Genomic DNA, 15,285 nt, shown 5'->3' with positions numbered 1-15,285 from the left:
TATTATGAAAAATGGTATGGAAAATATTGAAAAATTTTCTCCAACAAAGAAAAAAATTCAATATGGTCAAGAATTTAAAAAAATATTACTTTTATCTTTATCTTTGATAGTATATGTTTTAGTTTCTGTTTGGGCTTTTGATTGTACCCGAGATGGCGGATATAAAACTGATCTTTTTCCTACTGGGGTTATTGGTTTAGGCGATGTAATAGGTAAATTATTACATAAAGCAGGAAAGATTGAAACCCATAATATTATAGTTATTGCTGGTACTTTTTACTTTGTTGTTAATGTTTTCTTATTGTTTTTTATCTCTCGTCGTTATTTAGGTAAATATTTTACCATTACTACTGCGTTTGCAACTATCCTTCTTTTTGTTTCGGTGTTTTTTATTGAAAATCAAGTTAAACAAGGTTTTTTATATCATACTGAACGATTTTTTGGAATATTCAAAACTGAAAGTGATTTTTTAAGTGATCTTCTCAGAGTTTTTTTTGCAGGTATTTTAATAGGTATTTTTAATGGTATTCCTTTAAGAATTGGTGCTTCTACTGGAGGACTTGATATTATTGCTAAATATTTATCTGTTTATAAGAAAAAAGATATTTCTTTTTTAGTAGAAATGTTTGGCTATATTCTTATGATTTTTGGTTCTGTGGGTGTTTTTATTATTGAATATTTTTATAAAGAAACAGGTTTCAAAGAACTTACTACACAAATGTTTTTATCGCTTTTTTATACTGTTTTACGTATTAAATTATCTGCCTTATTTATGGGATTAATAACTTTTGTTCCCAAAAAAGAAACGAAACTAAACTGCTAAAACAGTTTAGTTTTTTTATTTTATTTGCACACTTTACTTATTTTTATTATTTGTAGAACCCAACTTCATAATACATGCAAAACAAATTAAAATTTTTACTTTTTGCTTTGCACAAAACATTTTTTTATATTTATATTAAATAAAGGAATTTTAATGAAACATTCATTTACTCAAAAAACCCCTGAACAATTGCAATCATTGTTACAAACCAAAATAACAAAAGGGCTTACTGACAAAGAAGCTTTGAAAAGACTACAAATTAATGGTAAAAATCAAATTCAATCCCTTACCAAACCAATTTTTTGGCATCAATTTCAACAACAATTTAAAGATTTTTTAGTTATTGTCCTTCTGTTAGCAGCTACAATTAATTTTGTAATTGGTATTTTACAAAACAACAAAGAAGAACTTTTGGAAGGTTGTTTTATTTTGATTATTGTCTTTCTTAACACTTTTTTAAGTATTTATTATGAAACCAAAACTCAAAAAGTTTTAGCCGATGTGTTAAAAAAAACTTCCCTTAATGCCAAAGTAATAAGAGATAGTAAAACTTTTTTAATTCCTATTCAAAATTTAGTGATAGGAGATATTGTTATTTTGGAAACTGGAGATATTATTCCAGCTGATATGATACTTTTAGAAACATTTAATTTATATGTAGATGAATCTTTGTTTACGGGAGAATCACAAGCTGTTTTAAAAAGTGCTTGTGATTGTTTCAAAAATGCAGTTCTTACTAATCAAAACATGGTTTTTATGAATACCGTTGTTTTAAAAGGAAGAGCCAAAGGAGTGGTTTGTGCTTCAGGAATGCAAACCGAAATTGGAAAAATTACCCAGTTTATTACTCAACCTCAACAAGAAAAAACACCATTGGAACAAAATATTGCCAAATTAACTAAAAATTTAACTTTTATAATTGGTATTATTATTTTCCTTAATGGTTTATGGACGATTTTCAAAAACATTTATAAATCAACTTTTAGTTCCCACATTTTGAAACATACTTTTTTGGATTCCATTGCTCTTGCAGTTGCTGCTATTCCTGAAAGTTTATTAATTATTATGACTTTAATTTTGGCTTTGGGGATGAAAAAACTTTCTCTTAAAAAAGCTATTGTTAAAAATTTAAAAACCTTAGAAACTTTGGGTGCTGTTAACGTCATTTGTACTGATAAAACAGGAACTTTAACCCAAAATAATATGACTATTAAAAAAATTATAGTTTGTAATTCTTTGGAAAAAATAACCCCTTTTTGTGTGGAAGATATTAATTCACCAAAACCCTTTAATTTTGAAAAGTTACTTTTATTTGGTATTTTATGTAATGATGCTTTGATTAGCTTTGCAAAAATAACCAAAGATACAACTTCAAACAACTTAGAAATTATTGCCGATCCTACTGAAAAAGCCTTTATGAATTTAGCTTTGTTTTATCAATATGATGTTTTTGCACTCAAAAAGCAATATCCTCGCTTTGCAGAAATTGCCTTTGATTCTCAAAGGAAATTGATGACCACTTTTCATCATAAAGACGGACTTATTTATGCTATTACTAAAGGCGCTCCAGAAGTTTTATTGCAAAAATGTAGTCAAGTTCAATATCAAGAACAAATCATTGAAAAAGATGCTAAAATAACAAACACATTAGAAAAACAAATTAGTCAATTAAGTGAGCAATCTTTGCGAGTTTTGGGGGTTGCTTATCGTGTATTTTCTATTGATTTAGAAACAAATCTTAAAAAAAATCCTGATATTTTTGAACAAGATCTTATTTTTTTAGGGGCAGTGGTGATGGAAGACCCCATTCGAAAAGAAGTTTTGCAATCCATTTTTAAATGCAATCAGGCACACATCACTCCGATTATGATTACAGGGGACCATTTAAAAACTGCTTTTGTGATTGCCAAAAAATTAAATATTTTATCTCAACCTCAAGATTTAGCTATTACAGGAGATGAATTAAATCAAATGCCAGAGGAAGAATTTTTGGAAAAATTATTGCAAATTAAAGTTTATGCAAGAACTAATCCTTATCATAAATTAAAAATTGTGCAAGCTTGGCAAAAAAAAGGTTTTGTGGTAGCAATGACAGGAGACGGCATAAATGATGCTTTAAGCATTAAACAAGCAAATGTGGGAATTGCTATGGGAATTGCAGGTACTGATGTTTGCAAAATGGCATCAGATATTATTTTAACAGATGATAATTTTTCTACTATTACGAATGCTTTAGAAGAAGGGCGAAATATTTTTAATAATATTAAAAAAAGTTTAGTTTTTCTTTTGAGTTGTAATGTTGGTGAAATTATTTTGATTTTGCTTGGTAATTTTTTAGGAATTTTCTTTTTTGGGTGTGATTTTAAAATTTTGACTGCTTTACAAATTCTTTGGATTAATTTAGTAACTGATTCATTACCAGCAATGGCTTTGGGAATAGAACCACAAGAAACAAATTCTATGTCGCCAAAAACTTATAATCCTAAAGGCAGTTTACTGAATAAAAAAAATTATCAAAAAATTATTTTGGAAGGATTTTTAATTGGTCTTTTGGCTTTTGTAGCTTCTTTGATAGGTTATTATAATCATGATAGTGATAAAATAAGATATGCTCAAACTTTTTCTTTTATGGTTTTGGCATTTTCACAATTGATTCATGTATGGAATTTGCGAAGTTTTTGTACTTCTGTTTTTAAGTTAAAAATAAATTCCTTTTTGATTAAAGCGTTTGCCATTAGTGTGTTTTTCCAATTAATTATAATTTTTGTCCCTTTTTTAAGAGATTTATTTCAATTAATTTCTTTAACAAAAAAAGATTTTGTAATTATTTTATTGCTATCTTTGTTTCCTTTGTTATTTGTAGAAATAAAAAAAAGATTTTTTCATTGTAAATGCCATAAATTTAGATGATATTAAAAAACAAAAAAGAATCTTTCAAGAAGAGTCTTTTTTGTTTATATTATTAAATTAATTATTCAAATATTTATTTTCTAAATATTGTAAAAAGGTTTCAGGGTTAATTTGGTGCATGCCTGTTGCTTTGAAAACAAATTCTTGGTTGGTATAAAAAGAACCCCAGTTTCTTATGTTTTGGTTTAAATATTGATTTAAAGTTTCAAATTTTCCTGTTTTAAAGCCATTTTTAATATTGGGATTTGCTTGTTTAACGTTTTTCATTATCATGGATGCCAAAATAGCTCCATTTAAATAGCTAGGGAAATAACCAAAACTTCCTTGAGGCCAGTGAATATCTTGCAAGCATCCAAGACCTACATTGGGTACGGTAATTCCTAGATATTCTTTCATTTTGAAATTCCAAAAGTGAGGTAAATCATCCAAAGATAACTGATCAGAAATTAATAATTCTTCAATTTCAAAACGCAAAATAACATGGAAAGGATAAGTTACTTCATCAGCATAAATACGAACAAAATCAGGTTTTACTTGGTTGGCTTGTTTAAATAAATTTTGTGGAGTTAATGAAGGATTGTAAAAATTTAATTCTGTTTTTAAAATATTCACTAAGTAAGTTAAAAATTCTTGAGATTTAGCAACTTGTTTTTCCATTAATAAAGATTGGCTTTCATCAAAAGAAAAGCTTCTTGGAGTACCTACTGGTTGATTTTTATATTGTTGGGGTAAATTTTGGGCGTATAAACCATGTCCTACTTCGTGTATAGTTGCTAAAAAGCTATCTAAAAAATTGTTTATATTATAATTGGAAGTGAGGCGAACGTCATAAGGAGTGCCTCCACAAAAAGGGTGGATTGATTCATCAAGGCGACCATAATTGCAATTAAATCCTATTTTTGGCATAATTATTTGATTTAATTTTTTTTGTTTTTCTAAAGGCATTGCAATATCTTTGTAAAGGTGTTTTTCTTGTTCTTGTTTTTGCAAAATGGTTTTCATTAAATGTGGTAATTTTTCTTTAATTACGTTAAATTTTTCTTTGATTTTGGTAGTAGTCATTCCAGTGTCGTATTGATCTATTAGAGAATCATACAAAGATACTCCTAATTTTTGGGATCTGAGGTTTGCTATTTCTTTTGTGTAATTGAGTACTTTTTGAAAATAAGGTTTGAAGCTGTTATAATCATTATTTTTTTTGGCTTGTCTCCATATTAGCTCTGATTTGGTAGTTGCTAAAATTAAATTATTTTGTATTTCTTCAGGGATTATTTCTTCTGATTGTATTTTTGATGTTATTTCTCGTAGATTAGCTTGTTGCCAAGAATTGAGAGTTTCTTGTTCTTGTTGTGCTTGTGAAAGCAAATTTTTGGTTTCTTTGGAAGTTAATAGTTTTTTGATAATTTGTTTTAAATCAATGATTTCCAAAGTACGACTTTCTTGGGATCCTTTTTTAATGTTGCAGGCCATATCCCAGTTTAATATATTGATAATATTTTCTAAACGACCAATTTTTTCGAATCTTTGTTCTAATTTTTGATAATTAATTGACATATCATATAAGGATTCCTTTTTGGAATTTGTTGTTTTTTTTGGTTTTTTTTGTGTTTGTTCTTTTTGTTTTTAAATTTTAATTTTTTTCTTTTGGATTGAAAAGTTGGATTAAGCCTTTGCCTATTAAATTAAAGGATAAACTAGTTAATAAAATGACAATGAAAGGTCCAAAAAATAAATGAGGATGGAATCTAAAATGGCTTTTACTTTCAAATAAAATTCTGCCCCATTCAGGAACGTTAGGATCAAGACCTAAACCAATCATTCCTAATGTTGATATAGATAAAATAATACTGCTCATACTAAGTATTATTCTGGTTATAAAAGGAGCTAATATGTGGGATAAAATGTGTTTGGAAATAATATGTGTGTGGGTTGCTCCTAAAGCTTTAGATGCTTGAATAAAACTTTTAGCTTTGATTTGCATAGTGTTAGTTCTAATAGAGCGAATAAATGTAGGCATATGAGAAATACTTAAAACAATAATTAAAGCAAGAATCCCTTTTTTAAAAAAACACATAATTAAAATAGCTAAAATAATATCAGGAAATACTACTAAAATATCACATATAAAATTAATAATACTATCAAACATACCACGAAAATAACCAGATAGAATTCCTAAAAAACCACCCACAAAAGCACTAATCATAATAGCAAAAAAACTTATTTGTAAAGTAATTTTGGCGCCTGCTAAAATAAGACTAAATAAATCATATCCAGTAGAATCAGTGCCCATTAAATGATTCCAACTTATTTGTTGTAAAGGTGTTTGGTTTTGGGAATTAAAAGGTTTATAATTATAAGGTAGATAAGGTATTATTAAAATGGTTAAAATTAAAATAGTTAAAAAAGAGCATCCAATTACAATATTTTTATTTTGCAAAAATTTAGTTATTTGATTTTTGATAGAAAAAAAGAATAGATATTTTTTATTAATATTCAAATTTATTACCTCTTTCTATTGGTTTTTATCCCCTTTGCTTATTTTAGGATTTAACCAAAAATAAACTAAATCCAGACATAAATTAAAAATAGCTACAAATAAAGCTAATAAAATAATACAACAACGAAGTACAGGATAATTTCTATTTTCAAAAGATTCTAACATTAAAGTTCCTACTGCTCTTATGTTAAATATTTTTTCTGTTATAATAGAACCGCCAATTAAAAAACTAAATAGTAATCCAATATGAGCAATAATAGGGATTAAAGCGTTTTTTAGAGCATGTTTAAAAATGATGCTTTTTTTTGATAATCCTTTAGCATAGGTTATTTTAATATAGGGTTGTGCTAAACATTCTTTTATTTTGGTTTTAGTAGTTTTTAATACCGAACCGCTAATTACCAAAGATAGAGTTAAAATGGGTAAAACTTTGCATCTTAAATTATTCCATCCTGAAATAGCAAAAATAGGAATACCTCTATCGGTAGCTAAATAAACGCGTAATAGGTATCCTATAATAAAAGCAGGAGTAGAAATCATTAAAATAGCATAAAATTCTAATAGAGTGCTTTTCTTGGTGTTATCAAAAAAGGTTGATAAGGTACCTAATAAAATACCCAATAAAGAACCTATCAAACAGCTAAAAAAAGTTAATTGAAAGGTTTTTGTAAAGCTTTCCCAAAAAAGTTCTAAAGCTGGTCTTTGATTTTTATGATAAGATTTCCCAAAATCAAATTTATAAAATATTTTTTGTATATATTGGTAAAAGCTTTGATTTAAATCTAGGTCTTGTGTTATGCGTTTTCTTTCTTCTGGGTTTGGTTGTTGTTGTTCAAACATGGCAGAAACAGGGTCTCCAGGAATTAAAGCAACAACAAAAAAACTAATTATTATAACTGCAATAAAAATAGTAAAAGCGTAAAAAATTTTTTTACAAATGTATTGAATCAAAATAAACCTCACAATCTTAATATTTATAAAACAAATGCGTTATTTAATTATTTTATTTTTTTTATTTGAGTAATATTAAAATGACCAAATTTATTGGTTTTGAGTCCTTTTTTGATTTTGTTAGTTGTAAGGGCGAAATTTTTTGAAGAATATAAAGGAATGATATAAAATTGGTCGTGGATGTATTTATTTACATCTTGAACTGATTTTTCAAATGTTTTTGAATCCTTAGCTGTTAAAGCAGTTTCTAAATTATTTTTTATTTCATTTTCATCTTTTTCATCTACATGACAAAAATTATAACCTTTTCCTTGTATAAAATAATCACATAAAACTTTATGACCGTATTTTAAATCGTAATTTTCTCCCATAAATAATATGTTTAAATCATTGGTATTTATTGATTTTTCTATAAGAGCATTAAATTCTATTTGTTCTAATTCGACTGTAAAGCCTACTTCCCTTAAACCTTCTACTATTTTTTTGGCTAAATCTAAGGGTTTGCTTTGTGCTATTCCTAATTTTAATGTTTTGTTTTCTATTGGAAGGGTTTTAATTATTTCTTTTGCCTCTTCAACATTGGTTGGATGATGTTTCAAGTTTTTATCATACCCTATTAAACCATCTGGAATATAACTTTCTAAAGGATTTGTTTTTAATTGTAAATCTTTAATATATTTAGGAATATCTAAAGCTTTTGTGATAGCTTTTCTTACTTTTAAAGGTGTAGATTGTTTATTAATATAACAATATTGAGCAGAAATACCTTCGCCTTCAATAATTTTAATGTTTGATAATTTTTGCGATTCTAAATCTGTAATTCTTTCAAATGGATAGTTAAAAGTAGCATCAATATTTCCTTGTTCTATTTCTTGTAAAACAGTATCTGGGTCTGGTATAATTTTTATTAATATTTTTTCAGGAGCATTTTTGCGAGTTTTTTCGTTATAATATTTGTCAAAACGTTCTAATAAGATAAAATCATTTGGTACCCATTCTTTTAATTTGTATGGACCTGTACCAATTTTAAGACCTTCATTAGGGTTTTTTTCTACAGCTGTTTTGTTTAAGATTCTAATAAAATGAGTGAAATAAAAATCCCAAAAAACTACATCATTTTTTAAGGTGATTTTAAATTGGATATTATCTATTTTTTGAATATTTTCAACAAAACTATACATATCATTTTTATTGTCTTTTCCTCTATTAATGGAAAATTCAATATCTTCGAATGTTACTTTTTCGCCGTTATGAAAATATGCATTGTTTCTTAATGTAAAAGTAATTTCTTTGCCATTTTTTTCACACTTATCAACTAATTTAGTAATTATTTTTTCATTATTTTGTTCATCAATTTTAACTGATAATAAAGTATCATGTATACAACGAAAAAAACGATTTCCTACAGCTGTTTGGCTGAATTCTTTTTTAGTTGGATCTAGACCATTAATATCGGTATTAGAAGTTATTTTGATAGTCGTATTGTCTTTATTTGCTATTGAATCTTTAACTAAGCGATAAGTAAAAATAACAATAATCAAAATAGCTACAAAACCTAATATCAATAATTTTTTTTTTATCATATAATTTTATTCTCTTTTTTAAATTTTTATAAAATATTGTGATGTTTAATTAAATTTATAGTTTAATTATATCTTAATCATATGTTTTGTAATAACTATATAATTAAGATAAATCAAAACTAAACATTATGATAACCAAGCCCAGTTTTTAAAAAATTATTAAGTAAGCTTTTAGTGTAAGTGTGTTGGGGATTTTTTAATATTTGGGATGTTTTGGCGCTTTCTACAATTTGTCCTTGATACATGACAATAATATCATCGGATACTTCAGAAACTACTCCTAAATCATGGGTGATAAATAAAACAGCAGTGTTTTGTTCTTTTTGTAGACAAGCAATTAAATTAAGAATTTCTTTTTGGACAATTACATCTAGGGCAGTAGTTGCTTCGTCAGCAATTAAAAGTTTAGGTTTACAAACTAATGCCATAGCAATCATTATTCTTTGACACATTCCGCCTGAAAGTTGATGAGGATATGAATTCATTACTCTTTGGGCGTTAGGAATTTGGACTTTTTCTAAAATATCAAGAGTTTTTTGATAAGCTTGGGTATAATCAAGTTTTTGATGGAGCATTAGAACTTCTATAATTTGATTTTTGATTTTAAAAACAGGGTTAAGGCTAGAAACGGCATCTTGGAAAATCATAGCAATTTCGTTTCCTCTGATTTTTTGCATTTCTTTTTCACTAAATTGAGAAATAATACGATTTTCAAAAGTAATTTCGCCTTGGTAAATTTTTTGGTTTTTTTCAAATAATTTAAGAATAGAAATTGCAATTTGGCTTTTACCACTACCAGATTCTCCGACTATTCCTAAAGTTTTTCCTTTTTGGACTTCAAAAGAAACACCACGAACTGCTTTGATTAAACCTTTTTGGGTTTCAAAATAAGTATGTAGATTGCTAACTTTTAATAAAATCATATTCTTACTCCTTTATATTTTAGTAGCTTTATTTTTTAAAGTGCAAGAAATAAAATGATTAGGGGCTACTTGATACCAATCTAGGTCTTGTTTTTGAGTGTGAAATAAAAATCTAAATTTGTTAGTTTCATAGGTGATTGGCATTTCTTCTAAAGCTTTATTTTGGGTTTTTAATTTAGGGATAGCATTTAGAAGTTGTTTGGTGTAGGGATGATAAGGATTTTTAAAAATGTTTTCTGAAGGTGCTATTTCAATTACTTTTCCTAAATGCATTACACAAATGCGGTCACTTAAAAAACGAGCAACTCCTAAATCATGAGTAATAAACAAGAAAGTTATTTGGTAATCTTTTTTTAAATTATTTAAAAGGTTTAAAATTTGGGCTTGAATTGATACATCTAATGCTGATACTATTTCATCGCAAACAACAAATTTAGGTTTAATGATTAAAGCTCTTGCAATTGCAATTCTTTGTCTTTGACCGCCTGAAAGTTGATGGGGATAACGGTCATAAAGAGAAGTATCAATGCCACATTTTTTCATGATAGCTATAATCATTGTTTGATATTTGGGGTCTTTTTTACCTTTTGTCATTTTGTGGATTAAAAGTCCTTCGCCAATGATATCTGATACTTTGAGATGAGTGTTAAGAGAAGAAAAAGGATCTTGGAAAATAATTTGTAAATCTTTTCTTAAAAAGCGTTTTTCTTTATTACTTAAAGTAGTTAAATCAATTTTTTCAATGTCTTTTGTCTTTGTTTCCTTGGATTCTTTGGCTTTAGTGGTTGTTTCTTTGTGATAAAAAACATTGCCTAAAGTAGGTTTTACAAGTTGTAGAATAACTTTCCCTAAAGTTGATTTTCCTGAACCAGAACCTCCAACTACGGCTAATGTTTCTCCTTTGAAAATGGATAAATTAATATTTTGGTTGGCTTTTAGTAAGGTATCTGGTTTTAAAAAGTTTTTTTTGATAGAAAAGTTTTTGGATAAGTTTTTAATTTCAATTAAAACTTGATTTGAGGATGTCATTTTTGCCTCCTTTATTATTTTTTTGCTCCATTTTGTGAAAAATTTACTTTTTGCCTTAATCCTTGATTATTATCATTTTGATAAATAATTATTTAAAATGTTTTTGAGAAATTAATATTTATCGCAAAATAATAATTACTTAAATTATACAATAAAAAAAATAAAAATGCAAATTAGATTTTAAATATTGTTTTAATAAATGATGTTTTTGGGTGGTTTTGGTAAATTGTTTTATTACTATATTTATTTATAATTTATAATTTTAATATTTTTTTGCTTTAAGAAATTTGTTTATTAAGGGCAATAGTTTTTTTTATTTGTTTCGTAATTTGTTTTTGTTGTTGTTTTATTTTGAATTTTCCTTTTTGTTTTTGCCAAAAAAAAGACCATTTTAAAAAGATAGTTTTGATTTTGGTTTGGAAATTAGTTAGTTTTATTTTAGTAAGTAAGTTTTTTTTGGTTTTTTTGATTTGTTTTTCTATTTTGGTTATTTTTTTGTAATTAGATTTTTGTTTGTGAGTAAATGATTGGGATATTTTTTCTTTTTGTTTGGTGAAATGTTTAAAGATTTGGTTGTTTTTTTGTTTGATGGCTATTTTTTTGTGTTCGAAAAATAATTTGTCTTTTTTTTCAAAATTGAGGAGGGCTTCTTTTTTGAGGTTTGATAGTTTTTGGTGTAATTCTTTTTGTGTTTTTTGCCATGATAAATTAAGATTGATGATAGCATCGTTTAGATTTTCGTTTAATAATCCTAATTTTTCTTTCATTAAATTAGTTGTTTGGGTTAAACTTTTTTCTTTGGATTTAATTGTTTTAGTGATTTCTTGTAATAAAGATATTTGATTTTGTTTAAATGTTTTTTCTAAAGAAACATTAATAACATTTTTTATTAATTCATTTTGGTTGTAAAAAACTTTGTTAAGGTGTTTAATTGTATTAGTGGTATTTGTATTTGTTTGAATTAATCTTTGTTCTTTTTTTATTTGTTCTTGGAGCAAAGTATTTAAACATTTATAAATGTTTTTTTTATAATTATTATAGAACAAAATATCTTGGATAACATTTGTGATTGTTTTTTGGCAAGCATTGAAAAAAGATTTGTTTGATATTTTGAAATTGATTAAAGGAGTAATTGCAATGTTTTTGGAGACAGGTTTTAAATAGTGCCATAAAGTTAAAAGTTTGGTTATTTTAAGTTTGGTTTTATTGATTTTTTTTTGATGTTTGTTAGTTTTTTTTTCTAAAATATGTTGGTGTTTTTTGGTTGCTTTATCTTTTTTTTGTATTAGTTTTTTGATAATTTTTTCATAACGTTCTTTGTGAGTTTTTATTTGGTATAAAAGGGGATATAGGTCGGTTCCTTTTTGTTTGTATTTGTGGAAAAATCCTTGTATTCCTTTCTTTTTTTCAATGTGTATTTTTTGATTGATAAAGGTTAATTGTTTGTTATAAAAAGCTATTATTTGTTCGTTAAGATCAATTTCATTTTGTAGGGTAGTTTCGTTTAATTGTTGTTTTTTTTGTAAAAGATAAATTGTTTGATTAAATTGTTTTTGAATGATGGGAAATAAGTTGTTTTCAATTATAGTTTTTATTTGGTCTAAGACAGTTTGTTCGATAAGACAAGTTTTAGTTTTATAATTGCTTGTAAAAGTATTAATTTGTAATTGGATTTGTTCTAAAATTTGTTCTAATAATGTACTTTCTTTTTTCCAAGATGGATAAGTGTTTATTAAATTGTTTAAAGTTTGTAAAAGTTCTATATTTTGAGTTTGTAATAATAAATAGATATCTTTTTTCATTAAAGTTATGTCTTGTAAAAAGAGATGTTTTTCTTTTTCTTGGATAAGTTTGAAGTTTATAAAATCATCTTTTTGAAATATTTTATTAAGTGTTAATTGGTTTTGGAAGTTGTTAATTTCTTTTTTTAAAGTAGTTATTTGTTCTAAATAATAATGTTGGATTTTGGTTTTTTCTAATTTTAGTTGTAAGGCAATACTTTTAGTTTTAAGATCAAATTCTTGTTTTTTTTCAAAGAAATGATAATGATAATCTATTTGGTAATTGTTTTGTTTACGTTGTAAGGCTAAAAGAGTTTTTTGATAAGCAAAGAAAGTTTCTTGATAGTCTTTTTGATTATCAAAGATAGCTGTTTCTTGGAGATGTAAGTTAAGAACTGTTTTTATTTGTTCTTTGATGCCGTTTATTTTTTGGAAGAATAAATAATTTGTTTTTTGGTGGATTAGATGATAAATTTTTTCTAAGGTTTGTTGGTAGATGTGTTTGTATTTGTTTTGTTTGTAATGTTCTAAATGACACATATTAATTGCTTTTTGGTGTAAAAGATTGATGAGGTGATATTGTTGGCTCCATAAAGATTTTTGGTTTTGGTAGGAAAGGCAGTTTGTTTGTTGTTTGTAAAAAAGAGTTTTTTTGGATGTTTCAATTTGGTAATTGGAAATAATTGGCATATTTATAAAAGGAAAAGGTCTTATTTGGAGAAAAAAAGCTTTCATTTGTTCTTGGATTATAGTTTTTTCTTGTTGGTAAGCTTCTTTTATGATATCTAGTTTTTTGTCATTTATACTTAGTTTATTTTGGTATAGTTTGTGAGTTTTGGTAATGTTTTTTTGATAAGTTTTTTCTTTAGTAGTCTTTATTTGTTCTAAGATGTTAATTGCTTGTTGTTTGTCTTTTTCTTGCAAATTAAGAGTTGTTTCTAGTTGTTTTAATAAATTAGTGTTTTTTTGATTGAGGTTAAAATCAGTAGTATAAAAGTTTTGTTTGAATTCTTGGTTAAGTTTTTGGTTTTTGAGTTCTAATTTTTGTTTGTCTTTTTCAATTTGAATTAATAAATTATTAATGTTGTTATTTTTGCTGTTTATATTAGTTATAAGAGTATTTTTTTTTTGATTGTTTTTTTTGGTAATTTCTTGGAGTTCTTTTTGTAAGATTTCTTTTAATTGGAGGTTTTTATTGTTGTTTTTGTTTTTTTGATAAATAAGTTCTTGGGTTAAAAGAGTTTGGATTTTTTTTTGTTGTGAGTTGTATTTTTGGAGGATTGTTTTTTTATTTGTTTTTAGTTTTTCTATTTGTTCGTAAATGTTTAATAATATGTGGTTGTATTTTTCTTGTAATTGTTTTGTTTGGGTATTGTGTTTGTTATTTAGGTTTTGTAATCTTTGATTTAATTGTTGATTTTGTTTGTTTGTAATAATGTTTGGTGTTGTGTTTTTTTCTTGGGTGTCTTTTAGTTTTGTGATATTGTTTGCTAATTGGGATAAAAAAGGAGAGAAAAAATCGCTTGATAATGTTTTATTGCGTTTTAAGAATAAAGCCAAAAATATATTATAATATGATGACATAAAATCTTTCCTTCAATCTAAATATTGATTAAACAATATAAAAAAACTTAATTATAGTTTATTGTTAATTTTGTTTTGTAATGTTATATTATTTTGGTTTTTCAAAGAAATAAGTTCTAAATTATTTTATCATTTACTTTTATCATAACATAAACCCAATTAATTTGGGATGTAAAAAAGAATACTTAGTTTTTATATTTAGATCTTAAAAACAAAAAAACTATCCTTAAGGATAGTTTTTGCATTATTTATATTATTTTATTTTTTTAAATAATTTATTAATTTATTTTAAATATGGAAATGATTATTTCTTACGATAAGGTTTATACCAAGTTGTTTTTTTATTATAGAGATATTTTTGGATTAAAGTTGGTTTATAGTAAAAAATATATAAATTATTGTATTTATTTTTCATGTTTATGATTGCTTCTAAGGTATGTGTTTTATCCTTAATAAATGGCATTTTTCCATCGTGATAGATAAATATAATATTTTGGGGACAATTAAGAATTGATCTAGACATTAATTCTCCTTTATTTTGATTAATTGTTTTGTGAAATGAGACTTTTTTGTAATAATTAGGATCAATATTTTTATGTATATAAGAAAGAGCTTTATTATTGTTTTTTACTTTAATGCTATGAATTGCATTATTTAGAGTCTCTTCTTTTATTTTTATTTTAAAAGTACTTTTGATTTGATAGTTTAATTTAAATGTTGAATGTGTTTTAATAAAATAAGAATCAATGTTAAGTAATAGTATTAAAATATTTATAATTATAAGCATTAAAAAGGAATTAAAGTTTATATTTGGTCTTTTTTTAGAAGTCTTGTTAATTTTGTTAATGTAAAAAACAGACTCCTTTCTTTTTTTAAAAGGTAGTTAATATTAATTATAATTATAAATTATTAAGCTACCAAAAAAATAATATAAATTTATATATATAATTAAAAAGACAAAAGAAAGGTATTGATTTTATTTTTATTTTTTCATGTTTATGATTCGGCTTCTAAGGTATGTGTTTTATCCTTAATAAATGGCATTTTTCCATCATGATAAATACAAATTAATTCTTTATAATTAAAAATAAAAGTTTTTTTGTTATAAATATTGGATAAAAACATTTTGGTTAATACCTTTTTTTAGAAAATTGATAAATTTTTGTAAAAATATCCCCTTTTCTTTCTTTCTTTCTCAAAT

Annotated in this window: 11 protein-coding genes; 2 read left to right on the top strand and 9 right to left on the bottom strand. The window is 25.3% G+C overall.

The annotated features are described in order from the left end of the window. Nucleotides 1–4 precede the first annotated feature (4 nt). The gene (locus N747_RS0102840) at nt 5–823 is read left to right on the top strand and encodes a YitT family protein (RefSeq protein ID WP_024563704.1); all 819 of its coding nucleotides are present in this window, start codon (nt 5–7) and stop codon (nt 821–823) included. A 153-nt stretch (nt 824–976) separates the two neighbouring features. Beyond that, nucleotides 977–3,733 carry a cation-translocating P-type ATPase gene (locus N747_RS0102835; protein WP_024563703.1) on the top strand — a complete coding sequence of 919 codons (2,757 nt, stop codon included), beginning with the start codon at nt 977–979 and terminating at the stop codon, nt 3,731–3,733. A 57-nt stretch (nt 3,734–3,790) separates the two neighbouring features. Here N747_RS0102835 and N747_RS0102830 read toward each other — a convergent pair whose 3' ends face one another. From N747_RS0102830 to N747_RS04235, 9 genes are all read right to left on the bottom strand, one after another. Continuing rightward, nucleotides 3,791–5,287, bottom strand: a complete 1,497-nt coding sequence (locus N747_RS0102830; protein ID WP_024563702.1) for a carboxypeptidase M32 — start codon at nt 5,285–5,287, stop codon at nt 3,791–3,793. Between the two features lie 76 nt (nt 5,288–5,363). Continuing rightward, nucleotides 5,364–6,233 carry an ABC transporter permease gene (locus N747_RS0102825; RefSeq protein WP_024563701.1) on the bottom strand — a complete coding sequence of 290 codons (870 nt, stop codon included), beginning with the start codon at nt 6,231–6,233 and terminating at the stop codon, nt 5,364–5,366. 15 nt (nt 6,234–6,248) lie between these two features. Further along, on the bottom strand, nt 6,249–7,184 hold the full coding sequence (locus tag N747_RS0102820) for an ABC transporter permease (RefSeq protein WP_024563700.1): 936 nt from the start codon (nt 7,182–7,184) through the stop codon (nt 6,249–6,251). A 47-nt stretch (nt 7,185–7,231) separates the two neighbouring features. Continuing rightward, nucleotides 7,232–8,767: an ABC transporter substrate-binding protein gene (locus tag N747_RS0102815; RefSeq protein ID WP_024563699.1), complete on the bottom strand. Its 1,536-nt coding sequence runs from the start codon at nt 8,765–8,767 to the stop codon at nt 7,232–7,234. Nucleotides 8,768–8,886: 119 nt separating this feature from the next. Then, nucleotides 8,887–9,690 (bottom strand): ABC transporter ATP-binding protein, encoded by an 804-nt coding sequence (locus tag N747_RS0102810; protein ID WP_024563698.1) that lies wholly within the window; start codon nt 9,688–9,690, stop codon nt 8,887–8,889. Nucleotides 9,691–9,702: 12 nt separating this feature from the next. After that, nucleotides 9,703–10,719 (bottom strand): oligopeptide/dipeptide ABC transporter ATP-binding protein, encoded by a 1,017-nt coding sequence (locus N747_RS0102805; RefSeq protein WP_024563697.1) that lies wholly within the window; start codon nt 10,717–10,719, stop codon nt 9,703–9,705. A gap of 278 nt (nt 10,720–10,997) precedes the next feature. Then, nucleotides 10,998–14,084, bottom strand: coding sequence for a hypothetical protein (locus N747_RS0102800; protein ID WP_024563696.1), 3,087 nt, complete (start codon nt 14,082–14,084; stop codon nt 10,998–11,000). Between the two features lie 304 nt (nt 14,085–14,388). Beyond that, nucleotides 14,389–14,871, bottom strand: a complete 483-nt coding sequence (locus N747_RS0102795; RefSeq protein ID WP_024563695.1) for a hypothetical protein — start codon at nt 14,869–14,871, stop codon at nt 14,389–14,391. Nucleotides 14,872–15,080: 209 nt separating this feature from the next. Beyond that, nucleotides 15,081–15,209, bottom strand: a complete 129-nt coding sequence (locus N747_RS04235; RefSeq protein ID WP_275039431.1) for a hypothetical protein — start codon at nt 15,207–15,209, stop codon at nt 15,081–15,083. Nucleotides 15,210–15,285 lie beyond the last annotated feature (76 nt).

This window comes from Candidatus Phytoplasma tritici (assembly GCF_000495255.1).
In the GTDB taxonomy this organism is placed as follows: Bacteria; Bacillota_I; Bacilli_A; order Acholeplasmatales; family Acholeplasmataceae; genus Phytoplasma; species Phytoplasma tritici.
The sequence above is the reverse complement of the archived record's forward strand: the minus strand, read 5'-3'. Positions and strand labels throughout refer to the sequence as shown.

Excerpts from the sequence above, each read along its gene's own strand:
- N747_RS0102815 (WP_024563699.1), bottom strand. The coding sequence starts at position 8,767 with ATGATAAAAAAAAAATTATTGATATTAGGTTTTGTAGCTATTTTGATT.
- N747_RS0102800 (WP_024563696.1), bottom strand. The coding sequence starts at position 14,084 with ATGTCATCATATTATAATATATTTTTGGCTTTATTCTTAAAACGCAAT.
- N747_RS0102805 (WP_024563697.1), bottom strand. The coding sequence starts at position 10,719 with ATGACATCCTCAAATCAAGTTTTAATTGAAATTAAAAACTTATCCAAA.
- N747_RS04235 (WP_275039431.1), bottom strand. The coding sequence starts at position 15,209 with ATGTTTTTATCCAATATTTATAACAAAAAAACTTTTATTTTTAATTAT.
- N747_RS0102810 (WP_024563698.1), bottom strand. The coding sequence starts at position 9,690 with ATGATTTTATTAAAAGTTAGCAATCTACATACTTATTTTGAAACCCAA.
- N747_RS0102835 (WP_024563703.1), top strand. The coding sequence starts at position 977 with ATGAAACATTCATTTACTCAAAAAACCCCTGAACAATTGCAATCATTG.
- N747_RS0102840 (WP_024563704.1), top strand. The coding sequence starts at position 5 with ATGAAAAATGGTATGGAAAATATTGAAAAATTTTCTCCAACAAAGAAA.
- N747_RS0102830 (WP_024563702.1), bottom strand. The coding sequence starts at position 5,287 with ATGTCAATTAATTATCAAAAATTAGAACAAAGATTCGAAAAAATTGGT.
- N747_RS0102795 (WP_024563695.1), bottom strand. The coding sequence starts at position 14,871 with ATGCTTATAATTATAAATATTTTAATACTATTACTTAACATTGATTCT.